The organism is Aerophototrophica crusticola (assembly GCF_012913305.1).
GTDB classification, from domain to species: Bacteria; Pseudomonadota; Alphaproteobacteria; order Azospirillales; family Azospirillaceae; genus Niveispirillum; species Niveispirillum crusticola.
The window spans coordinates 1,434,070-1,454,671 of record NZ_CP051775.1 but is presented as its reverse complement, the minus strand read 5'-3'; the positions used below and the strand labels follow the sequence as shown (position 1 = coordinate 1,454,671).

The 20,602-nt window shown below is 66.9% G+C and carries 21 protein-coding genes and 1 pseudogene; 7 read left to right on the top strand and 15 right to left on the bottom strand.

Annotated elements, in window-relative coordinates; translation table 11 throughout:
- Nucleotides 1-51 precede the first annotated feature (51 nt).
- Genes HHL28_RS07135 through HHL28_RS07125 form a run of 3 tightly spaced genes read right to left on the bottom strand, consistent with a single transcriptional unit; the run spans nt 52 to nt 1,326 of the window.
- Entirely contained in the window at nt 52-273 is a 222-nt protein-coding gene (locus HHL28_RS07135; RefSeq protein ID WP_169654910.1) for a hypothetical protein, read from the bottom strand.
- An 18-nt stretch (nt 274-291) separates the two neighbouring features.
- Entirely contained in the window at nt 292-615 is a 324-nt protein-coding gene (locus HHL28_RS07130) for a SemiSWEET family sugar transporter (protein WP_075769055.1), read from the bottom strand.
- A 45-nt stretch (nt 616-660) separates the two neighbouring features.
- On the bottom strand, nt 661-1,326 hold the full coding sequence (locus HHL28_RS07125) for an HAD family hydrolase (RefSeq protein WP_075769056.1): 666 nt from the start codon (nt 1,324-1,326) through the stop codon (nt 661-663).
- A 224-nt stretch (nt 1,327-1,550) separates the two neighbouring features.
- Here HHL28_RS07125 and mazG point away from each other — a divergent pair, with 224 nt between their 5' ends.
- Together mazG and HHL28_RS07115 are read left to right on the top strand one after the other, a co-directional pair.
- The gene (gene mazG / locus HHL28_RS07120; protein ID WP_075769057.1) at nt 1,551-2,372 is read left to right on the top strand and encodes a nucleoside triphosphate pyrophosphohydrolase; all 822 of its coding nucleotides are present in this window, start codon (nt 1,551-1,553) and stop codon (nt 2,370-2,372) included.
- 37 nt (nt 2,373-2,409) lie between these two features.
- Entirely contained in the window at nt 2,410-3,198 is a 789-nt protein-coding gene (locus tag HHL28_RS07115; RefSeq protein ID WP_083698785.1) for an SDR family NAD(P)-dependent oxidoreductase, read from the top strand.
- 4 nt (nt 3,199-3,202) lie between these two features.
- Here HHL28_RS07115 and HHL28_RS07110 read toward each other — a convergent pair whose 3' ends face one another.
- Nucleotides 3,203-4,012 (bottom strand): inositol monophosphatase family protein, encoded by an 810-nt coding sequence (locus tag HHL28_RS07110; protein WP_075769058.1) that lies wholly within the window; start codon nt 4,010-4,012, stop codon nt 3,203-3,205.
- Nucleotides 4,013-4,138: 126 nt separating this feature from the next.
- On the opposite strand from HHL28_RS07110, the gene purU reads away from it, so the two are divergent.
- Both purU and HHL28_RS07100 read left to right on the top strand, forming a co-directional pair.
- Entirely contained in the window at nt 4,139-4,984 is an 846-nt protein-coding gene (gene purU / locus HHL28_RS07105; RefSeq protein ID WP_075769059.1) for a formyltetrahydrofolate deformylase, read from the top strand.
- Between the two features lie 60 nt (nt 4,985-5,044).
- Nucleotides 5,045-5,215: a hypothetical protein gene (locus HHL28_RS07100; RefSeq protein WP_169654908.1), complete on the top strand. Its 171-nt coding sequence runs from the start codon at nt 5,045-5,047 to the stop codon at nt 5,213-5,215.
- Between the two features lie 21 nt (nt 5,216-5,236).
- Here the strand turns inward: HHL28_RS07100 and hflX are convergent.
- The 10 genes and pseudogenes from hflX to dusB all read right to left on the bottom strand — a co-directional run bounded on the left by hflX (nt 5,237) and on the right by dusB (nt 17,495).
- Nucleotides 5,237-6,531: pseudogene (gene hflX, locus HHL28_RS07095) on the bottom strand (GTPase HflX).
- Between the two features lie 43 nt (nt 6,532-6,574).
- Nucleotides 6,575-6,826: an RNA chaperone Hfq gene (hfq, locus tag HHL28_RS07090; RefSeq protein ID WP_075769061.1), complete on the bottom strand. Its 252-nt coding sequence runs from the start codon at nt 6,824-6,826 to the stop codon at nt 6,575-6,577.
- Between the two features lie 104 nt (nt 6,827-6,930).
- Entirely contained in the window at nt 6,931-7,602 is a 672-nt protein-coding gene (locus HHL28_RS07085) for an HAD family hydrolase (RefSeq protein WP_075769062.1), read from the bottom strand.
- Nucleotides 7,599-8,468 carry a D-amino-acid transaminase gene (locus HHL28_RS07080; protein WP_075769063.1) on the bottom strand — a complete coding sequence of 290 codons (870 nt, stop codon included), beginning with the start codon at nt 8,466-8,468 and terminating at the stop codon, nt 7,599-7,601. The genes HHL28_RS07085 and HHL28_RS07080 overlap by 4 nt, the downstream gene beginning before the upstream one ends.
- Nucleotides 8,469-8,519: 51 nt before the next feature.
- A complete protein-coding gene (gene trkA / locus HHL28_RS07075; RefSeq protein ID WP_075769064.1) occupies nt 8,520-9,896 on the bottom strand; it encodes a Trk system potassium transporter TrkA in 1,377 nt (458 codons plus the stop codon).
- Nucleotides 9,897-9,943: 47 nt separating this feature from the next.
- Nucleotides 9,944-11,350, bottom strand: a complete 1,407-nt coding sequence (gene ntrX, locus HHL28_RS07070; RefSeq protein ID WP_075769065.1) for a nitrogen assimilation response regulator NtrX — start codon at nt 11,348-11,350, stop codon at nt 9,944-9,946.
- 4 nt (nt 11,351-11,354) lie between these two features.
- On the bottom strand, nt 11,355-13,649 hold the full coding sequence (locus HHL28_RS07065; RefSeq protein WP_075769066.1) for a sensor histidine kinase NtrY-like: 2,295 nt from the start codon (nt 13,647-13,649) through the stop codon (nt 11,355-11,357).
- Between the two features lie 253 nt (nt 13,650-13,902).
- Nucleotides 13,903-15,348, bottom strand: coding sequence for a nitrogen regulation protein NR(I) (gene ntrC / locus HHL28_RS07060; RefSeq protein ID WP_075769067.1), 1,446 nt, complete (start codon nt 15,346-15,348; stop codon nt 13,903-13,905).
- Between the two features lie 3 nt (nt 15,349-15,351).
- Nucleotides 15,352-16,482: a two-component system sensor histidine kinase NtrB gene (locus tag HHL28_RS07055; protein WP_075769068.1), complete on the bottom strand. Its 1,131-nt coding sequence runs from the start codon at nt 16,480-16,482 to the stop codon at nt 15,352-15,354.
- The gene (gene dusB / locus HHL28_RS07050) at nt 16,479-17,495 is read right to left on the bottom strand and encodes a tRNA dihydrouridine synthase DusB (RefSeq protein WP_075769069.1); all 1,017 of its coding nucleotides are present in this window, start codon (nt 17,493-17,495) and stop codon (nt 16,479-16,481) included. The genes HHL28_RS07055 and dusB overlap by 4 nt, the downstream gene beginning before the upstream one ends.
- 214 nt (nt 17,496-17,709) lie before the next feature.
- Here dusB and HHL28_RS07045 point away from each other — a divergent pair, with 214 nt between their 5' ends.
- Both HHL28_RS07045 and HHL28_RS07040 read left to right on the top strand, forming a co-directional pair.
- Complete coding sequence (locus HHL28_RS07045) at nt 17,710-18,231, top strand: hypothetical protein (RefSeq protein ID WP_075769070.1); 522 nt, start codon at nt 17,710-17,712, stop codon at nt 18,229-18,231.
- Nucleotides 18,228-18,584, top strand: a complete 357-nt coding sequence (locus HHL28_RS07040; protein WP_075769071.1) for a DUF3140 domain-containing protein — start codon at nt 18,228-18,230, stop codon at nt 18,582-18,584. The genes HHL28_RS07045 and HHL28_RS07040 overlap by 4 nt, the downstream gene beginning before the upstream one ends.
- Before the next feature lie 48 nt (nt 18,585-18,632).
- Here HHL28_RS07040 and HHL28_RS07035 read toward each other — a convergent pair whose 3' ends face one another.
- Complete coding sequence (locus HHL28_RS07035) at nt 18,633-19,445, bottom strand: HNH endonuclease (RefSeq protein ID WP_169654906.1); 813 nt, start codon at nt 19,443-19,445, stop codon at nt 18,633-18,635.
- On the opposite strand from HHL28_RS07035, the gene HHL28_RS07030 reads away from it, so the two are divergent.
- Nucleotides 19,438-20,598, top strand: coding sequence for a bifunctional 2-C-methyl-D-erythritol 4-phosphate cytidylyltransferase/2-C-methyl-D-erythritol 2,4-cyclodiphosphate synthase (locus HHL28_RS07030; protein WP_075769073.1), 1,161 nt, complete (start codon nt 19,438-19,440; stop codon nt 20,596-20,598). The genes HHL28_RS07035 and HHL28_RS07030 overlap by 8 nt on opposite strands.
- Nucleotides 20,599-20,602: the final 4 nt, after the last annotated feature.

Here is a 20,602-nt window from a genome sequence, read left to right as displayed (position 1 = left end):
TCATCGGCCAAGCCGCTGGAAGCGCATGGAAATCAGGGGCAGGGGGTCAGTTCAGCTCGTGCCCGTGTCATTGCTCTGGCCGGGCGTCTCGGCCCGCTTGCGCAGTTCCTCCGCGCTGAGTCCAGCCGGCGTGGACCCGGTGAGCGATCCCTCACCGGGCGTCTTGTCCAAGTCCAGCTTTTCATCGCCCGGCAGCGGCGTGCCGGCCGGGGAAGAGCCCTTGGGCTTGTCCGTGGTGTTCACGTCACCGGGCTGGGATGCCTTGTCGTTCATGGGGTTGTCTCCCATCCTTCAGGTTCCGGTTGCGGGTGCCTTGGCCAGACCGGTCGTGGCGCCGCCTGCCTTGGCCCGCCGGTCATGGCGCAGCTTCATCAGCAGGATGCTGCCGCTAAGCAACAGGCTCAGGCTGTTGAACAACATCACCGGCAGGCTGTCGATCAGCACCCCATAGGTGATCCACAGGGAAAAAGCGGTGACTGTCACCAGGTACATGCGTTTGGAGATCGCCTCACAATCGCCCTGTCGCCAGACCTTCAGCAGTTGCGGCACGAAGCTGTAGGTGGAGAAGAGCCCCGCCACGATCCCCACCGCCGTGGGCATGAAGCTCGCATCCATGGTCGTCCGATCCTCGTCGTTTCGCAGGTTTGGGCGCCGGTCTTTTCAGCCCTTGGCGATCAGGCTGTCCTGGTAACGGGCCAGCAGGTCCGCCGGGTCCCGGTAAATCTCTCGTGCGCCGGCTTCCCGCAGGTCAGCCTCCGGAAACCCGCCGCACAGAACCCCGAGCACCGGGATGCCCGCCTTGCCGGCAGCCTCGGCGTCATAGGGCGTGTCCCCGATGACCACCGCCTCATCGGGCCGAACCCCGGCCTGCTTCAGCGCCGCCTGGAAGATATCCGGATAGGGCTTTGATTTCTCTGCATCATCGGATGACGTGGCCTTGTCGATCAGATCCTCAATCCCGGCAGCCTTCTTGTAGGCCTCAAGCTCATCGGCTTTGGCAGAGGATGCCAGGACGACCTTCTTGCCATCATCCAGCACGGCCTGGATCAGGTCCCGTGTCTTCTGGAACGGCTTTACCTGATCCAGGTACTGGTCCTTGAACAGGGTGTGCCGCGCGTCCCGAATCTCATCGCCATTCCGCTTGTCCGCGTCTTCACCGATCAGGGCCGGCACCAGCAGGTCGCTGCCTTTGCCGATCTGGCTGCGGACCTGCTCATAGGGCAGGTCGTGGCCGAACTTCTTCAGCGTCTCATGCCAGGACCGCGCGTGCAGATCGACGGAATCCACCAGCGTGCCGTCCACATCGAACAATACCGCCTTGATCATCGGAAGGCCTTTCTGGATGCTCCGCGGGAGCGTCACGGGCTGCTTTGAACAGCGGCGGGGCGGTCAAGTCGCACGGGATTCCGGATAGTTCTATAGGGTCGTTTCCATAATCATGCTTATCGCGTTCAAGTTGCCCTCAAAAAGGGGGTATGTGGGGAGCCTTCCCCCGCGCCAGCCCCTCGGCTAAGGTCAGGCCCGTTGCCCCGCTGCCAGGACCTGCCAGCATGTCCCAGAACCTCGCCCGCCTGCTCGACATCATGGCCAAGCTGCGGGATCCGCAAGGCGGTTGCCCCTGGGACGTGGAGCAGACCTTCGCCACCATCGCCCCGCACACCATCGAGGAAGCGTATGAAGTGGCGGACGCCATCCAGTCCGGCGACATGCACGCGCTGAAGGATGAGCTGGGCGATCTGTTGTTCCAGGTGGTCTTCTACGCCCAGATGGCCAAGGAGCAAGGCGCCTTCGATTTCGACGCCATCGCCGGCCAGATCGCCGACAAGATGATCCGCCGCCACCCCCACGTTTTCGGTGATGCCGTGGTGCCCACGGCCGACGACCAGACGAACCGCTGGGAGGAACAGAAGGCGCGGGAGCGGGCTGAGAAGGCTGCCGCGGAGGGCAAGGCACCGTCCGCCCTGGACGGGGTGATTACCGGCCTCCCTGCCCTGACCCGGGCCCTGAAGCTGCAAAAGCGCGCTGCCCGGGTCGGTTTCGACTGGACCGAGGCGGAGCAGATCCTGGACAAGATGGAAGAGGAGATCGGCGAACTCCGCGCTGAACTCCAGGCCGGCACCCGTGACCCGGCCCGGGTCGAGGATGAGATGGGTGACCTGCTGTTCGTCTTGGTGAACCTCGCCCGCCGGCTGGAGGTGGAGCCCGAGACGGCCCTGCGCGGCGCCAACGCCAAGTTCGAGCGCCGCTTCCGCCAGGTGGAGGCCTACCTGGCCGCGGAGGGGCGCACCCCGTCCCAGGCCACCCTGGATGAGATGGAAAGCCTCTGGCAGCGCGCCAAATCCCTGGAGCGGCCTGCGGAGGCCGCCGAGTAAACCCCGGATTCCAATAAACAATAAGGGAGAGACAGAGATGGCCCAGCCGGCCTACCACCCGCCCCATGTGCCCGCCATCGTTCTGATCACCGGCGCGACCGGCGGCTTCGGCAGCGCCTTCGCCAAGCGCTTCGCCGCCCTCGGCTCCAAGCTGGTCCTGGCCGGCCGAGACATGAACAAGCTCAAGGGCTTGGCGGAAGAGGTTGGTGGCACCTCTTACCTCGTGCAGTTCGACGTGCGCGACCGCGCGGCGGTGGAGGCGGGTTTGGCCTCCCTGCCCCCGGACTTTGCGGAAATCGACCTGCTGGTCAACAATGCCGGCCTCGCTCTGGGCGCCGACCCGGCCTTCAAGTCCGACATCACCGACTGGGAGGTGATGGTGGATACCAACGACAAGGGGCTGGCCATCGTCACCGGCTTGGTGCTTCCGGGCATGGTGGCGCGGGGCCGCGGCCACGTCATCAACATCAGCTCCACCGCCGCGAGCTACCCCTACCCAGGCGGCCATGTCTATTGCGCGTCAAAGGCTTTTGTGACGCAGTTCAGCTTGGCCCTCAGGGCCGACCTGATCGGCACCGGCGTGCGGGTCACATCCGTGGAGCCCGGCATGGTTCAGACCGACTTCAGCCTGGTACGCTTCAAGGGCGACGCGGAGCGGGCCGCGAAGGTCTATGCCGACACCGTGCCCCTGACGGCGGACGACGTGGCGGAGGCGGTGACCTGGGCCGCCACCCTGCCCCCGCACTTCAACGTGAACCGGGTGGAGATCATGCCCACCACCCAGGGCCCGGGTGCCCTGGGCGTCCACCGCACGCCGAAGGCCTGATCGCCTACGGGCCTTCCTCGGCCAGCAACACGTCCCGCAGGGCCAGCCAGCTGGCCCTGTCGGGGGCCATCAGGATCCCGCCGCCCCTGTCTGTTGGCGCATAGGGGCTGCCGTCCAGCTTGGCCGAGTAGCCCCCGGCCTCCCCATGCACCAGCACGCCTGCGGCATGGTCCCAAGGCATGGTGCGGTGATACATGGAGAAGTGGCCCTCACCCAGGGCCAGCTTCAGGTATTCGTGGGCCGCGCAGAACAGATTGTAGGTGGGGCCGAGGCGCGGCCGGCGGCTCTCCAGCAGCTCCCGCCGTTCCGGATCGCAGAATTTCGTGGGCATCGCGCCGGTCATCTCCGACGGCGGTGCCGGCGGCAGCACCGTCAGGCGCCGCCCCGCCATCCACGCCCCCTCACCCCGTACGGCCGTCGCCATGCGCCCGCTGTTGGGGTCATGGATCCAGCCTGCCACCGTCTGCCCCTTCACGGCCAGGGCGAGCAGCGTGCCGAAGATGGGCTTGCCCCCGGCGAAGTTGTGGGTCCCGTCCACGGGGTCGATGATCCAGACCGGCTGGTCGCCGGACAGCCGGTCCAGCACGCCCTGGTCCCCGGCATAGGCCTCCTCCCCCACCACCAGGGACCCCGGCAGCAAGTCGGACAGGCGGCGGGTCAGCGCCTTCTCGGCCGCCTCGTCCGCCACGGTCACCAAATCGCCCGGACCCTTCTCCTTGATCTCGCCCTCGGCCAAGTTCCGGAAACGGGGCATGATCTCCGCGTCGGAGACCTCCCGGACGATCCGGGACACGGCGTCGATATCAGGGATCATTCACTTTGGTCCTTGGTCTCGGGCAGGCTGGGCGCCATGCTCAGGGGCCTTTCATGGCAGCGGCGCAGACAAGCCGCAAGGGATCGGCGTGCATGCCGGTCCCACGGAACAACAGGGGGAACAACGGTGGCGACCCATGTGCTGACCCTTTCCTGCCCCGACACGGTGGGCATCGTCGCCGCGGTGTCCGGCACCCTGGCAGGCCATGGCGCCAACATCGTGGACAGTGCCCAGTTCGGCGACCCGGACAGCAACCACTTCTTCCTGCGCCAGACCATAGATGTGCCGCGGGATGCCCGCGTGGCCCTGACGGAAGCGTTGCTGGAGGTGGGCCGCCGCTTTGCCATGGACCTGAAGCTGCACGACCTTACCCGGAAGCCGCGGGTGATGATCCTGGTTTCAAGGTTCGGCCATTGCCTGAACGACCTGCTCTACCGTTACCGCACCGGTGCCTTGGGCATGGAGATCCCGGCTATCGTCTCCAACCATGAGGATTTCCGGTCCTTGGTGGAATGGCACGGCCTGCCCTTCATACACCTGCCCGTCACGTCGGCGACCAAGGAGGCGCAGGAGGCGCGGCTTCTGGAGCTGGTGTCGCGGGAACGGGCGGATCTGGTGGTGCTCGCCCGCTATATGCAGGTGCTGTCCCCTGCCCTGTGTGCGGCGCTGGCCGGGCGCTGCATCAACATCCACCATTCCTTCCTGCCCAGCTTCAAGGGAGCCAAGCCCTACCACCAGGCCTTTGCCCGTGGCGTGAAGCTGATCGGCGCCACGGCCCACTATGTGACCACCGACCTGGATGAGGGCCCAATCATCGAGCAGGAGGTGCAGCGGGTGGACCACACCCAGACGGCGGAGGATCTGGTCGCCGTCGGCCGGGACATCGAGAATATCGTCCTCGCCCGCGCCGTCCGCTACCATCTGGAGCACCGGGTCCTGCTGAACGGGCACAAAACTGTTGTCTTCCGCTGACGCGCGTGAGGATCGCCCCCGTCCCGGGTTGCCACGGCACCGCAACGACGGAGCATCCCCATGGCGGACAAGACCGACAAGACCTTGGGCCAGAACCAGGGCGACCAGAAGCGCAACCTGCCGGGCAATGACGCGGGGACCGGCGGCATCGGCCAACCTGAGAGCCCCAACCCCGACCAGCCGGCTACCCAGGGCGTGGACCACGTCCGGCCGGACCAGCAGAGGGACTGACTTTTGGGTGGGGCGGCGGGGTCAGGCCCGCCGCACCGCCTTCACGGGCGGGACCTGCCGCGGCTCAAAGCCGAAGCGCGTCTGGAACCGGGCCACGTCGGCGGGCTCCAGCGCCACCTGGAAGCGCATGGCATCCTCCAGGTCCTGCCGCTCAAGCACCTCGCCCCGCTCATACAGCCAGGCTATGGCGGCGCCGTCGGTGACGGGCACCTCCAACTCCACCACATCCCGCCCCGCCACCATGCGGCGGTCCAGGAAGTCGAACAGCGTGTCCAGCCCTTCCCCGGTGAGGGCGGAGATGGTGACGGCACCACCGGTGCGCCGTGCGGCGGCCAGCAGGGTGGCGCGTTCCTCCGCTGCCAGCAAATCCACCTTGTTCAGCACCTCCACCACCCGGTCGTCCGTCTCCACCTCGATACCGATATCCCTGAGAACCGCCTCCACGTCGGCCTTCTGGGCCTCCGTGTCGGGGTGGGAGACGTCGCGCACGTGCAGGATGATGTCCGCGGCCTCCACCTCCTCCAGCGTCGCACGAAAGGCCTCGACCAGGCCGTGCGGCAGGTCGGAGATGAAGCCCACCGTGTCCGACAGGATGATCTTGCGGTTGGACGGCAGGGTGATGGACCGCATGGTGGGGTCCAGCGTGGCGAACAGCAAGTCCTTGGCGAACACGTCCGCCCCGGCCATGCGGTTGAACAGGGTGGACTTGCCGGCGTTGGTGTAGCCCACCAGGGCCACCACCGGGTACGGCACCTTCTCCCGCGCCTTGCGGTGCAGGCCGCGGGTGCGGCGCACCTCCTCCAGTTCCTTCTTCAGCTTGTCGATGCGGTCGCTGATCAGCCGCCGATCCAGCTCGATCTGGCTCTCACCAGGTCCCCCAGGAAGCCGAAGCCGCCGCGCTGCCGCTCCAGGTGGGTCCAGGACCGGACGAGGCGGGACCGCTGGTAGGTCAGCGCCGCCAGTTCCACCTGCAACTGGCCTTCCCGCGTGCGGGCACGGGCACCGAAAATCTCCAGGATCAGGCCGGTACGGTCGATGACCTTGGTCTTCCAGGCCCGCTCCAGGTTGCGCTGCTGGATGGGGGACAGGCCGTGGTCCATGACCACCAGCCCGATCTCATCCTGTTCCACGCGCTGGCCGACCTGCTCAACCACGCCAGACCCCAACAGGGTGGCGGGCGTGGGACGGTTCACGCGGTAGCTCTCTGCCCCCGCGACCTCCAGCTCGATGGCGGCGGCGAGGCCCACGGCTTCGGCCAGCTTCGCGGCGGGATCACGGGCATCATTCCGGTCCTCAGGAAGGACCGGGTGGATCACGAAGGCGCGGGTGGGTTGCCCGCGCTGATCGTCGTTACGGACCTCAGTCGTGGTCGGTCTCCTTGGCGGCCGGCTCGAACAGTTGGATCGGATGGGCCGGCATCACGGTCGAGATGGCGTGCTTATAGACGAGCTGCGAATGGGCATCCCGGCGCAGCAGGACGGAAAAATTGTCGAACCAGGTGATGATCCCCTGGAGCTTCACCCCGTTGACCAGGAAAACGGTCACAGGCGTCTTATTCTTCCGCACATGGTTCAGGAAGACGTCCTGCACGTTCTGCGATTTTTCCGACATTGGAATTGCCTCGCTTCGCTCATTCTTGGGGCGCCCCTTGGCAGAACACCCGGATTAACAGTTCGGCGCCCGACGGGGCATGATAGCCCCGCCGTCCCGTCCTGTCAGGATATGGTATGCGGAGCCTTCCGGACCAAGGCTGAAATCGCAGCACAGCCCTCAAGGCGCAGGGCCGGCGGAAAACGGTCTAGCCCCTCCCCCACGGCCGGCGTATCCCCCACCAGCAGGGGTACGCAGCCCGCGCGGTGGGCGCATTCCATATCGATGTCGGCATCGCCGACGAACCAGACGTCGGGCCCGGGCTTCAGGCCTCCCGGGGCCAGCGCCAGCTCCACCGGCGCCACGGCCGGCTTGTCCGCTGGCGCGTCCATGGCACCCACCAGCACGCCGAAGTAACGGTCCCAGCCCAGCAGCTTCGCCTCCGCCCGCAGGAATCGGCCGGTCTTGTTGCTGACCACGCCGAGATAGATGCCCTGCCCGGCCAGCTCCTCCAGCATCTCGGCGGCCCCGGCAAGGGGTTCCAGATATTCCAGGTGGTGGGCCTCGAAATGGCCGTAGAAGATGTCGCGCGCCTTGGTCCAGTCGTCCCCGAAGATGATGGGGAAACTGTCACGCAGGCTGTGGCGGATGCGCTGGTAACTCTCCTCCAGGCTCCAGGGCTCCTTGCCGAAGGCCAACAGGGCGGCGTTGATGGAAGCGTGGACGCACCGCCAGTTGGTGACCAGCGTGTTGTCCCAGTCGAACAGGATGGCCCGGGGCCGCGCCAGCATGGTCATGCCGCCCCCACCGGGTCGGGGCTGCCCACATATTCCATGTAGGCCTGGCGGAGCTTGCGGCAGAGCGGGCCCGGCGTGCCGTCACCGATGCTGCGGCCGTCCAGCCGGGTCACCGGCAAGGCAAAGGTGCTGGCGCTGGAGATGAAGGCCTCCCGCGCCGCATAGGCCTCCTCCACCGTGAAAGGCCGCTCCTCGAAGGGGATGCCCAACTCGCCCGCCAACCTCAGAATAGATTGCCGGGTGATGCCGTTCAGGATCAGGTTGCTGGCAGGCCGCGTCACCAACACGCCGTCCGCGGTGACGATCCAGGCGTTGGAAGACGAGCCTTCGGTCACCGTCCCGTCCGGGTCCACCTGCCAGGCCTCGAACGCCCCCGCCTCAACCGCCTTCTGCTTGGCCAGCACCTGGGCCAGCAAGGCGACGGACTTGATGTCCCGCCGCAGCCAGCGGATGTCGGGAACCGTCACGCAGGGCACGCCCTCGGCCAACTGCCTGGCGGTCTGGAACTTCGTCCGGCGGCAGGTCAGCACCAGACTGGGCCTGGGATTCGCCGGGAAGCGGAAGTCGCGGGGCGCCACGCCCCGGTTCACCTGGATGTACAGCAGCGCGTTCTGCGCCCCGTTCCGCCGCACCACCTCCCGCATGATGACCTTCAGCACCGCGGGCTTCACCGGCCAGGGGATTTGGAGTTCGCCGAGGGAGCGCCCCAGCCGGGCCAAGTGCCCTTCCTCATCCGCCAGCTTGCCGCCGACTACGGTGACCACCTCATAGACCCCGTCGGCGAACTGGAAGCCGCGGTCCTCCACATGGACGCTGGCCTCCCCGTGCGGGACATAGCGGCCGTTGACATAGGCGATGCGGGGCATGGCGCCTCTTCCGATCTCACGTGATGTCTGAAGGGGAACGGCGGCGAATTCTCAAAAGAATTCAAGCCGCACGGCGAACATCTTCTCAACCTTCTTCACCTGGCCGACGGCGGCCAGGATGATGACCCGGTCATTCGGCTTGATGACGGTGGAGGGCCGCGGGATGATCACCTGGCCGGCGCGCACGATGGCGCCGACGATCACCCCCTCCGGCAGGCGGACCTCCTTCAGCGGGGTGTTGATCAGGCTGGACGTCTCCAGCGCCTCCGCCTCGATGATCTCGGCGAACCCCTCGCGCAGGCTGTGCACCGCCTTGATGCGGCCGCGGCGGACATGCTGGAGGATGGAGGAGACGGTGATGGAGCGCGGGCTCACCACCGCGTCGATTCCCAACGGCTGCACAAGGGGTTGGAAGGTGGTCTTGTTGATCAGGGTGATGGCCCGCTGGCAGCCGTAGCGCTTGGCCAGGAGCGAGGCCAGGATGTTGCCCTCATCGCTGTTGGAAACGGCGACCACCGTCTCGCTGGCGCGGACGTTCGCCTCTTCCAGGATCTCCGGGTCCAGCCCGTCCCCGTGCAGTACCATGGTGCGGGTCAGGCGTTGTGCCACGATCTGGGCCCGCTTGCGGTCCATCTCGATGATGCGGGCGGAGACCTGGGGATGCTTTTCCTCGATGTCCTCCGCCAGACACAGGCCGATGTTGCCGCCACCGACGATGATGACGCGGCGGGCCTCCGGCTCCTCATGGCCGAAGGCGGACATGGCGCGGGCCACATGGTTCGTGTCGGCCACGAAATAGACCTCGTCCCCCGCCAACATCTGGTCGTCGCCGCTGGGGATGATGGGCTTGTCGTTGCGGACGATGGCCACGACCTCGATATTCAGGTCGGGGAACAGGCCGGTGAGCTGGCGCAGCGGCGTGTTGATCACCGGGCAGTTCTGGCCGCAGACGACGCCGATGACCCGCACCTTTCCGTCGGCCAGGGGGATCATGTCGAAGGCGCCGGGCACCTGCAGCCGCCGGCCGATGGCCCGCGCCACCTCGATCTCGGGGGAGATGATGACATCGATGGGCAGGTGCCCGCGGGAATAGAGGTCGCGCCAGATGGGTTGCAGGTAGCTCTGGTGCCGGACGCGGGCGATCTTGGTGGGCACGTTGAACAGGCTGTCCGCCACTTGGCAGGCCACCATGTTCACCTCGTCCGCCAAGGTGACGGCGATGATCATGTCCGCCTCGGTCGCGCCGGCGGCCTCCAGCACGTTGGGATGGCTGGCGAAGCCCACCATGGCCTGGACGTCCAGCGTGTCGCTGATCTTCTGGATCAGCTCCGGCGACTGGTCGATGACGGTAACATGGTTCCCTTCGCTCGCCAGATAGCGCGCGATGTTCGACCCGACCTGCCCGGCCCCGCAGACGATGACTTTCATGGCAACCAGACCCTAATTCGACCAGCGCGACCAAGCGTTGAGGTGGATCACTCCACCCCCACCCGGGCTCCCGCCTTCTCCGTCCCGTGCACGCCCAGCGACTTCAGCTTGCGGTGCAGGGCGGAGCGTTCCATGCCCACGAAGGCGGCGGTACGGCTGATATTGCCGCCGAAGCGGGTGACCTGGGCCAGCAGGTACTCCCGCTCGAACACCTCGCGGGCGTCGCGCAGGGGCAGGCCCATGATCTCCCCGCCCTTCTCCCACTTCAGCACCGTCGGCGTGATGGCGCCGATCTCCGGCGGCAGCATGTCGGCGCGGATGGGCTCGTGCGGGTCGCCGGAAACCATGATCAGCAGCCACTCCACGGTGTTGCGGAGCTGGCGGACATTGCCCGGCCAATCATAGGCCTGGAGGGCCGCCATGGCATCCTCGCCGAAGATGCGGATGGGCAGGCCGGACGTCTCCGCCGTGCGCTGCATGAAGTGGCGGGCCAGCAGGGGGATGTCCTCCCGCCGTTCCCGCAGGGGCGGGACCTTCAGCGGCACCACGGACAGGCGGTAGAACAGGTCCTGGCGGAAGCGGCCCTGCTCGATCTCCGCGGTCAGGTCGCGGTTGGTGCTGGCGATGACGCGGACATCCACCTCCACCCGGGCGGTGCCGCCCACCCGCTCGAAGGTCTGCTCCTGCAACACCCGGACGATCTTGCCCTGGGTCTCCAGGGGCATGTCGGAGACCTCGTCCAGGAACAGGGTCCCGCCATGGGCCTGCTCGAAGGTGCCCACCTTGCGGCCGCCGCCATCGAAGCTCCCCTCCGTCCCGAACAACTCCACCTCAAGCCGGTCGGGCCGCATGGTGGCGCAGTTCAGGGCGACGAAGGGCCCGTCGGCCCGGCGGGAGCGGGCATGGATCATCCGTGCCACCACCTCCTTGCCGCTGCCCGGCGGGCCGGAGACCATGACGCGCGACCCCGTCGGGGCCACCTTCTCCACCGCGTGGCGGAGCTGGTTTATGGCCAGGCTGCGGCCCGTCAGCTCCGCCTCCGCCCCGGCGCGGACCCGCAGCTCCCGGTTCTCCCGCCGCAGCCGCGCCGCCTCGATGGCGCGTTCCACCAGCAGCAGCAGCCGGTCGGCCTTGAACGGCTTCTCGATGAAGTCGTAGGCGCCGGACTTGATGGCGGCCACGGCCGTCTCGATGTTGCCATGGCCGCTGATCATGACCACGGGCACGTCGGGATGGTCGCGTTTCAACTCGGCCAGGATCTGCAGCCCGTCCAGCCGGCTGCCCTGCAGCCAGATGTCCAGGATCACCAGGCTGGGCCGGCGCGTGGCCACGGCCGCCAGGGCCTGGTCCGCGTCCGCCGCCTCGCGGGTCTTCAACCCCTCGTCTTCCAGGATGCCCGCGATGAGCATCCGGATATCTGCCTCGTCGTCCACGATCAGGATATCGTGCGCCATCTTCTCAGCCCTTCCGCCCGGCGACGGCCACCGCTGGCTCGAGGGTCGCCGGGGCCGCCTCGGGTGAGGCGGGGGCGAGCGTCCGCGGCAGCACGAGGCTGACGCGGGCACCGCCGCCCGGCCGATCCTCCAGCAGCAACGCGCCGCCGTGGTCTTCCATGATCTTCTTCACGATGGCGAGCCCAAGGCCCGTGCCCTTGGCCCGCGTGGTCACATAAGGTTCGGTAAGCCTGTCCCGCTCTTCGGTGGGCAGGCCCTTGCCGTTGTCCTCCACCGCCAGGATCACCCGGTCGTCTTCCTGGGCGACCCGCAACGTCACCTGGCCCGGCGGCAGCGTCGCGTCGTCGCCGACCTCCTCCGCCTTGCCCTCGATGGCCTCGACGGCATTCTTCAGCAGGTTGGTCAGGGCCTGGCCGATCTGTCGGCTGTCGCAGACGATCTGTAGCGGCTCCTCCGGCAGGATGGTCTCGAACTTGATGCCGGTCTGCGCGGTGGCCTGGAGGAAGACCGCCTGACGGCACAGCTCCTGGATGGAGACTGGCTTCATGACGGGCGACGGCATGCGGGCGAAGGCGGAGAACTCGTCCACCATCTTGCCGATGTCGTCTACATGCCGGACGATGGTGTCCGTCATGGCCCGGAACGTGTCCGGGTCGCTGCTGATCTCCTTCAAGTATTTCCGCCGCAGCCGCTCGGCGGAAAGCTGGATGGGAGTCAGCGGGTTCTTGATCTCATGGGCGATGCGGCGGGCCACGTCGGCCCAGGCGGCCTTGCGTTGGGCGGACAGCAGTTCCGACACGTCGTCGAAGGTTACGACGAAGCCCTTGACCTCGCCGCCAACCACCTCCGCCGCCAGACGCACCAGTAGGGTGCGGAGCTGCCCGCCGCGGCGGAGCTGCACCTGCCCCTCCACCAGCCTCCCGGGGCGGCGGCGGATGGTGCCCATCAGGTCCGCCATCTCCGGCGCCACTTCCAGCAGGTTGCGCCCGACCAGGGACTGCGGGTCGCCCACTCCCAGCAGCTCCGCCGCCGACAGGTTCGGCAGGTTGACCACACCTTCCTGGTCCAGGCCCAGCACGCCGGCGGAAACGCCGGACAGCACCGCCTCCGTGAAGCGGCGGCGCAGGTCCAGCAGCTTGTTGGCCTCCACCAGCTCGTGCCGCTGGCTCTCCAACTGGCTGGTCATGCGGTTGAAGGCGCGGGACAGGGATGACAGCTCATCCTCCGGCCCATCGGTGTCCGGCACGCGGGCCGTCAGGTCGCCGGACCGCACCCGCTCTGCCGCGGCGATCAGCGCGCCGATGGGCTGGACCAGGTAGGTCGCAAACAGCAGCCCCATCCAGATTGCCGCCAGCAGGAGCAACACCGCGATTCCCAGGAAGATCAGGCTGAACCGGGTCTGCAGGTCGAACCGCTGGCCCTCCAGCTGCCGGTACTCCCGCACGGCGCTCTGGGTGGCGTCCATGTGCTCCAGCACCCTGGATTCCACCGGACGGCCGACGAACAGGAACGTGTCGAAACGCGGGTCGGCCTGCAATAGCGCGCTCACCCGGTTACCCGCCTCGCTGACCAGCAGCACCACCTCACCCCGGCGCGCCCGCTCCAACTCCTCCGCCCTGACGCTGTTCTTGAAGTCGAAGGCGAACCCAAGGCCGTAGACGCTGTAGATGCGTCCCGTCCCGTCGAAGATCACAGACTCGGTCAGCGAGCGCTGGAAGGATTGCTCATTGAACACCTGCTGGAATCGCAGGGGGTTGTAGACCACGTCCAGGGGCAGGCGGATCAGGTCGTTGCGCATCAGCTCCGCATCGCGGGTGATGGCGAGTTGGTGTTCCTGGAGGTAAGCCTCGGCCACCGCCAGGGACTCGTTCACCGCCGTGCGGACCCGCTCGCTGAACCAGGACTGGACGCCGACGTAAAAGAACAGGGCGCTGAAGATGGCCATGGTGATGGCCGGCAGCACCGCCAACAGGGAGAAGACGGCCACGAGCCGCATGTGCAGCCGCGACCCCGCCAGCCCCCGCCGCCGCTCCACCCACAGGCCGACGATGCGCCGGGCCACCACCACGACCAGCAGCAGCAGCAGCACCGCGTCGGCGGTCAGCAGCAAGGTGACCGTGTTCGGGTCGTTGCCGAAGGGCGGTGTCTCGGTCAGCGCGCCATAGGTGGCGGCGCCGGAGATCAGCGCCGCCAAGGTCAGCAGAACGGCCAACACACCGCCCAGATGGCGACGGGATGACCATGCGGCCAACCGGCGCCACAGCGTGGCGCCCGGGACCTTGTCCGTCGCCACGCTCATGATGCCGGCGCCGCCAAGTCTGGCGCCACCGCGTCAAAGGCCCTGGCGTTGCCGCCGGTCCTGGCTGTGCTGGCGTGTCCGGCCAATCCGGTACCCTGGTGACGGAACAAGGGACGCCGGGCCTTGCCCATGGGGGCGGCCCGGTCTCGTGAACTGTTACCAGAAAGCTACACCCGACGCCAGCCTTCGGACAGTGGGGTTTTTCGGCAAAGGCGTGACAAGGTTGCCAGGGCGCCCGGACCCGCGCCCTGCCTCACTTCAGTCCCCGCACCACCTGGATCTCCAGGTCACGGATCTTCTTGCGCAGGGTGTTGCGGTTCAACCCCAGCATGTGTGCCGCCTTGATCTGGTTGCCACGGGTGGCAGTCAGCGACAGGGCCAGCAAGGGCCGCTCGATCTCCCGCAGGATGCGGTCATACAGGCCGGCGGCGGGGATGCCGTCCTTGTGGGCGGCGAAATAGTCGCGCAGGTGCCGCTCTACCGCGGCCCCCAGCCCCTCGTTCACCGGCTCCGGCGCTGGCGTGGCGGCGGGGCTGGTATCGGCCAGCTCCTGGTCCACCACGTCCACCCCGATGATCTCCTGGGAATAGAGGGCGGCGAGGCGCCGCACCATGTTCTCCAGCTCGCGCACGTTGCCCGGCCAGCGGTAGCGCTTCATGCGCTCCATCGCCTCCCCGTCCAGGCTCTTGTGCGGCAGGCCCTGCTGGGCGGCCTGGGCCAGGAAGTGACGGACCAGGGCGGGGATGTCCTCCGTCCGCTCCCGCAGGGGCGGCAGCCGGATGGGAACCACGTTCAGGCGATAGAACAGATCCTCGCGGAACAGGCCCTGGCGGATCAGGGTGCGCAGGTCGCGGTGCGTGGCGGCGACGATGCGCACGTCGGTCTTGATGGGCGTGCGCCCGCCCACCGTGGTGTATTCCCCCTCCTGCAACACGCGCAGCAGGCGGGTCTGCGCCTCCAGCGGCATGTCGCCGATCTCGTCCAGGAACAGGGTGCCACCCTGGGCCTGTTCGAACCGGCCGGTGGAGCGCACCGTGGCGCCGGTGAAGGCGCCCTTCTCATGGCCGAACAGCTCGGACTCGATCAGCTCCCGCGGGATCGCCGCCATGTTGATGGCGACGAAGGGGCCGCCGCGGCGCTTGCCGTAATCGTGCAGGGCGCGGGCCACCAGCTCCTTGCCGGTGCCTGACTCGCCCGTGATCATCACCGTCAGGTCCGTGCCCATCAGCCGGGCGAGGACGCGGTAGATCTCCTGCATGGCCGGCGACCGGCCGATCAGGGGCAGGTTCTCCTCTTCTTCCACCGGTGCGGCCGGCAGGGCCGTGCCATTGGCCTGGGGCGCCGACAGCGCCTTCTGGACCATGGTGACTAGGTCCTTCAGGTCGAAGGGCTTGGGCAGGTAATCGAAGGCCCCCCGCTCCGCCGCCTTCACGGCGGTCAGCAGGGTGTTCTGCGCGCTCATCACGATGATGCGCAGCTCCGGCCGCACCTTCTTGATCCGGGGGATCAGGTCCAGCCCGTTCTCATCCGGCATCACCACGTCGGTGATGACCAGGTCGCCTTCCCCCTCCGACGCCCAGCGCCAGAGGGTGGAGGCATTGCCGGTCGTCCTGACCTCATGGCCCAGGCGGGCCAGGGCCTGGGTCAGCACGGTGCGGATCGCCCGGTCGTCATCCGCCACCAGAATAGTTGCGCCCATTTTTTAGGCACCCTCCCCTGCGGCCCCGTCCGCCGCCACGGGCAGAGAGACCTTGAAAACCGTACGGCGCGGCTGGCTCTCGAAGTCGATGACCCCGCCATGATCGCCGATGATCTTCGCCACCAGTGCAAGTCCCAGGCCAGTGCCGTTGCGCTTGGTGGTCACGAAGGGGTCGAACAGGTTGGCCCGGATGTCGTCGGGGATGCCGGGGCCGTTGTCCTGCACGCTGACCAGCAGCGGCAGGTGCAGCCGGCTGTCCGAACCTGCCACCGCCAGCCGGACGCCGTGCTGGTAGGCGGTGCTGAGGACGATCTCCCCGTTCTGCTCGGGGCAGGCCTCCGCCGCGTTCTTCACCAGGTTCAGGAACACCTGCACCAGCTGGTCCCGGTTGCCATAGACCGGCGGCAGGGATGGGTCGTAGCGCTCCACGAAACGGATGTGCCGGGCGAAGCCGCTCTGCGCCACCCGGCGCACATGCTCCAGCACCGCATGGATGTTCACGCCCGTGCGCTCCAGCGGGCGACCGTCGGTGAAAACCTCCATCCGGTCCACCAGGGCGACGATGCGGTCCGCCTCGTCGCAGATCAGGCGGGTCAGCATGCGGTCTTCCTCGCCGACGCTGTCCTCCAGCAACTGCGCGGCCCCCCGGATCCCGGAAAGCGGGTTCTTCACCTCATGGGCCAGCATGGCTGCCATGGCCACCACCGACCGGGCGGCCCCGCGGTGGGTGAGCTGCTTGTCGATGCGGCGGGCGATGGTGCGCTCATGGATGCTGACCACAACCTGGTCCGGCGGGTCGGCCAGGGGGGCGGCCTGGAGCGTCACGAAATGGGTGCCGATCCGCGGGTTCTCCACGGTCACGCCATACTCGCAGACGCTGGAATGGGTCTGTCGCGCCTGCTCCAGCAGGGTGAAGACGGGGCTGTCCGGGGGGATCAGCTCCGACAGGTGTGTGCCCACCACGCGGGCGGCGGAGATGTCGAAGAACTCCTGCGCCTCCAGGTTCACGAAGCGCACGATGCCGTCGCTGTCGATGACCAGCACCGGGTCCGGCAGGGCAGCCAGGATGCCTGCCGGGTCCAGCTCGTCCCGGGTGTTCCGCCGCACCAGGGTCACCGCCGCGCGCCGCGTCATGCCGCCGCCCTGCTGGTGATGCCACGGTCCATGGCGGCGGTGTAGAAGCCGATGACGGCCTGCTTCACCCGCTCCGGGTCCTCGGTGGTCATGATGGCGTTGCGGTAGTCGGCGGAGCCGGGCAGGCCCTTGGAGTACCAGGCCACGTGCTTGCGGGCGATCTTCAGCCCGGCCTCCGTCCCGTAATGGGCCAGGATGGCGTCGTAATGCTCCAGCACGATCTGCAACTGGTCGGCAAGCGCCGGTTCCGGCTTCACCTCGCCCGTGCGCAGGTAGTGCATCACCTGGGCGATGAACCAGGGCCGGCCATAGGTGCCGCGGCCCACCATGACCCCATCGGCCCCGCTCTCCTCCAGGCAGCGCACCGCGTCCTCCAGGGTCGTGATGTCGCCGTTGGCGATGACGGGGATGCTGACCGCCTCCTTCACTTGGCGGATGAAGCGCCAGTCGGCGGTGCCGTTGTACATCTGGCAGCGGGTGCGGCCGTGCACGGTCAGCATCTTGATGCCGCATTCCTCGGCGATCCGGGCCAGGCGCGGGGCGTTCAGATTCTGCTCGTCCCAGCCCTTGCGCATCTTCATGGTGACCGGCACGGACACGGCCTTGACGGTCGCCTCCATGATCTTGCCGGCCAGCGGCTCGTCCTTCATCAGGGCGGAGCCGGCATAGCCGTTGACCACCTTCTTCACCGGGCAGCCGAAGTTGATGTCGATGATGTGGGCGCCGCGGTCCTCGTTCAGCTTGGCCGCCTCCGCCATCACGTCAGGCTCGCAGCCGGCGAGCTGCATGGAGATGGGCGCCTCGTCCAGGGACCACTCGGTCTTCAGCATGCTTTCCCGGCTGGCGCGGATCATCGCCTGGCTGGCGATCATCTCCGACACCACCAGGCCCGCGCCGGTGCGCTTCACCAGCCGGCGGAAGGGCATGTCGCTCACCCCCGACATGGGGGCGAGGATCACGGGATCGTCGATCTTCACCGGGCCGACCTGGATCGGCTTCAAACGCTTGCCCATTCTTAAGGCACTTTCTACAGATGCACAAAAATCAGGCGCGGAAAATACCATGCATCCGATGGTTTGCAAACCATCGGCCCGAGGTATCGCCATGCCTGCGCGGAAGGTCAGAGATGATGTGGTTTTCGTGCCATATCAACCGCCCCGCAACCCTTTGCCGCCGACGCCTGTTGGGGACCGCGCCGGGGGAGACGGCAACCGAGGGGCAAGGGCCATGGCGCCGCGCGCGAAACGCGACAATCCCGAGCTATGGGAGAAGGTGAAGCACGAGGTCACGGAGGGCGACAAGGGCGGCAACCCCGGCCAATGGTCGGCCCGCAAGGCCCAGATGGCGGTGCAGGAATACAAGCGCCGCGGCGGCGGCTATCAGGGCCGCAAGTCCGCCGACAACAGCCTCGTCCAGTGGGAGAAGGAGGACTGGGGCACCAAGTCCGGGCGGAAGAGCACGGACACTGGCGAACGCTACCTGCCGAAGGAGGCGCGGGAGACGCTATCGGACAGCGAGTACAAGCGCACCACTGCCAAGAAGCGGAAGGACAGCGCCAAGGGGCAGCAGTTCAGCAGACAACCGGCCGACGTGGCCCGCAAGACCTCCGCCAGCCGCCGCACCGGCCACGGCCATGGCGGCGGGCAGGACAACGGCAGCCGCGCCGCCCTCTATGAAGAGGCGAAGAAGCGCGACATCCCCGGCCGCTCGAAGATGAGCAAGGAGGAGCTGCGGAGGGCCTTGTCATGACAGCTTCCATCCAGGATTCCGACAAGCCGGGCATCGTGTGGGAATTCTCCCAGGCTGTGAACATGACGCCGAAGGAGCTGGAACGCTGGCTGGAGACCGAGCACAGCAAGGAGGTCGGCTGGCACCAGGATGGGGAGGCGGAGGCCGTTGGCCACCAGTCCGGCCGCGCGATCGTAGCGCTTCGCCACAAGAAGAAGGCCGACCTGACGGACGAGGACTACCGCCAGATGCGCCGCGTCATCGGCTATGTCCACCGCCACTTGGCCCAGCGCCCGTCCGGCGACGTGGCCGACACCCGCTGGCGCTACAGCCTGATGAACTGGGGCCACGACCCGCTGAAGGACAAGGGGTAAACAACAGAAATATGTTTCGGGGCAACTTTATGAAGTCGCCCCAAACCTTTACTGCTGAAAAACTGTCACACCTGGCAGAAATGGCATAGAAGGCATGGAAAATCCGTTTGCCTCAAGGAGCTCCCGCATGATGTGGGGCGATGGCTGGCGGAGGATGAGATAAGCTTGATAAACAAGCAACCCTGGAAACTCTGTACTATCAGTAAAGCCCTGTGATCGCTTTAGGAAACTTACGGTTGCTTCACTTAGATAATAGTGAAATTCTCTATAGCCAGGACCATCCTCTAAAGCCTGCTCCGCCAGCAAACCAAAAAGGTCCATCATCCAATCAATGTTTTCACCTCCCTGTGCATCTAGAGGCTCGTAAAAATTTGGCCTACCATTAAACTTCGGATGCAGTGCTTGGTGACAAGCTTTGCAAAGCGTTATCCCATTTCCAGTATCAAAACGTGCTATGGGGTATAAAGTTTTTCTTATGATATGATGCGCGTGCAATTTACTTTGTGCGTCACATAGAAAACATCGGAATCCGTCCCGTGTGAGGATGAAATCTCGCCAACGCCTGTGGCACGCTCTAATGCTCTTTCCATCCAGGACTGAGAATACAAGCTTGAGAAATTTTCCGTCCAGCAGTGCTTCACGATCCGTCATGATTTTTGACCTCACATGCTCTGTCAGCCATGCAAAGGAAACTAGAGCCACACCAGATTTGTCGTAAATAGTGTATTTTTCTTGCTTCCATACTCTCTGTTTGGCGAGGATAACAGAACGACGTTCGTAATCTCGCCATTGGCGGAACCGGGCCCGCTGCGCTAGGGTCCCGTCCTTCTTTCCTGGACGTGGAAGCGAGAGCATGCCCACCTGCGTGGCCCTGATCGTCGCCGGCGGACGCGGTGAGCGGTTCGGCGCCGACCTGCCCAAGCAGTACCTGCACCTGGCCGGCCGGCCCGTGCTGCGCCGGTCGGTGGAGCCGTTCCTGCACCACCCGCTGGTGTCGGGCGTGCGGGTGGTGATCGACCCGCGGCACCGGGAGCTGTATGAGCAGGCGGTCCAGGGCCTGGACCTGCCCGACCCCATCCAGGGTGGCCCCACCCGGCAGGACAGCGTGCGCAACGGGCTGGAGGCGCTGGTGGGTCACAGCCCCGACCTGGTGCTCATCCACGACGCCGCCCGCCCCCTGGTGGACGCCGCGACCATCACCCGCGTGGTGGAGGCCCTGGCCAAGCACCCCGGCGCCATCGCCGCGATCCCCCTGGCCGACACGCTGAAGCGGGCGGAGGGCGGCCTGTCCGCGGGCACCGTGGACCGCACCGCCCTGTGGCGGGCCCGTACGCCCCAGGGATTCCGCTTCGCCGACATCCTGAAGGCCCACCGCATGGCCGTTGGCATGAACCTGACAGACGACGCCGCCGTGGCGGAGCAGGCGGGCCTGCCCGTCGCCCTGGTGCCCAGCAACCCGGAGAACCTGAAGGTGACCCAGAGCGACGATTTGGCCCGGGCGGAGCGGCTGTTCCTGTCCGGCCTCGGCGACATCCGTACCGGCACCGGCTTCGACGTGCACAAGTTCTGCGAGGGCGACCATGTCTGGCTCTGCGGTGTGAAGGTGCCGCATACCCAGAGGCTGGAGGGCCACTCCGACGCCGACGTGGGCCTGCACGCCCTGACCGACGCCATCCTTGGCTGCCTGGGCGAAGGCGACATCGGCACCCACTTCCCGCCCAGCGACCCGCAATGGAAGGGTGCGGACAGTGCGAAGTTCCTGCGCCACGCCGCCGACCTGGTGGCCCGGCGCGGCGGCGTCATCGCCCATGTGGACGTGACCATCCTGTGCGAGCGGCCCAAGGTCGGCCCGCACCGGGAAGCCATGGTGGCCCGCATGGCGGAAATCCTGGGCATCGCCCCGTCCCGCGTCTCCGTCAAGGCGACGACGACGGAGGGCCTGGGCTTCACCGGCCGGCGGGAGGGCATCGCCGCCCAGGCCGCCGCCACCGTCAGGCTGCCCTTCACGGAGTAGGCCC

Coding starts and splice junctions, on each gene's coding strand:
- HHL28_RS07135 (WP_169654910.1), bottom strand. CDS start 273: ATGAACGACAAGGCATCCCAGCCCGGTGACGTGAACACCACGGACAAG.
- HHL28_RS07130 (WP_075769055.1), bottom strand. CDS start 615: ATGGATGCGAGCTTCATGCCCACGGCGGTGGGGATCGTGGCGGGGCTC.
- HHL28_RS07125 (WP_075769056.1), bottom strand. CDS start 1,326: ATGATCAAGGCGGTATTGTTCGATGTGGACGGCACGCTGGTGGATTCC.
- mazG (WP_075769057.1), top strand. CDS start 1,551: ATGTCCCAGAACCTCGCCCGCCTGCTCGACATCATGGCCAAGCTGCGG.
- HHL28_RS07115 (WP_083698785.1), top strand. CDS start 2,410: ATGGCCCAGCCGGCCTACCACCCGCCCCATGTGCCCGCCATCGTTCTG.
- HHL28_RS07110 (WP_075769058.1), bottom strand. CDS start 4,012: ATGATCCCTGATATCGACGCCGTGTCCCGGATCGTCCGGGAGGTCTCC.
- HHL28_RS07100 (WP_169654908.1), top strand. CDS start 5,045: ATGGCGGACAAGACCGACAAGACCTTGGGCCAGAACCAGGGCGACCAG.
- hfq (WP_075769061.1), bottom strand. CDS start 6,826: ATGTCGGAAAAATCGCAGAACGTGCAGGACGTCTTCCTGAACCATGTG.
- HHL28_RS07085 (WP_075769062.1), bottom strand. CDS start 7,602: ATGACCATGCTGGCGCGGCCCCGGGCCATCCTGTTCGACTGGGACAAC.
- HHL28_RS07080 (WP_075769063.1), bottom strand. CDS start 8,468: ATGCCCCGCATCGCCTATGTCAACGGCCGCTATGTCCCGCACGGGGAG.
- trkA (WP_075769064.1), bottom strand. CDS start 9,896: ATGAAAGTCATCGTCTGCGGGGCCGGGCAGGTCGGGTCGAACATCGCG.
- ntrX (WP_075769065.1), bottom strand. CDS start 11,350: ATGGCGCACGATATCCTGATCGTGGACGACGAGGCAGATATCCGGATG.
- HHL28_RS07065 (WP_075769066.1), bottom strand. CDS start 13,649: ATGAGCGTGGCGACGGACAAGGTCCCGGGCGCCACGCTGTGGCGCCGG.
- ntrC (WP_075769067.1), bottom strand. CDS start 15,348: ATGGGCGCAACTATTCTGGTGGCGGATGACGACCGGGCGATCCGCACC.
- HHL28_RS07055 (WP_075769068.1), bottom strand. CDS start 16,482: ATGACGCGGCGCGCGGCGGTGACCCTGGTGCGGCGGAACACCCGGGAC.
- dusB (WP_075769069.1), bottom strand. CDS start 17,495: ATGGGCAAGCGTTTGAAGCCGATCCAGGTCGGCCCGGTGAAGATCGAC.
- HHL28_RS07045 (WP_075769070.1), top strand. CDS start 17,710: ATGGCGCCGCGCGCGAAACGCGACAATCCCGAGCTATGGGAGAAGGTG.
- HHL28_RS07040 (WP_075769071.1), top strand. CDS start 18,228: ATGACAGCTTCCATCCAGGATTCCGACAAGCCGGGCATCGTGTGGGAA.
- HHL28_RS07030 (WP_075769073.1), top strand. CDS start 19,438: ATGCCCACCTGCGTGGCCCTGATCGTCGCCGGCGGACGCGGTGAGCGG.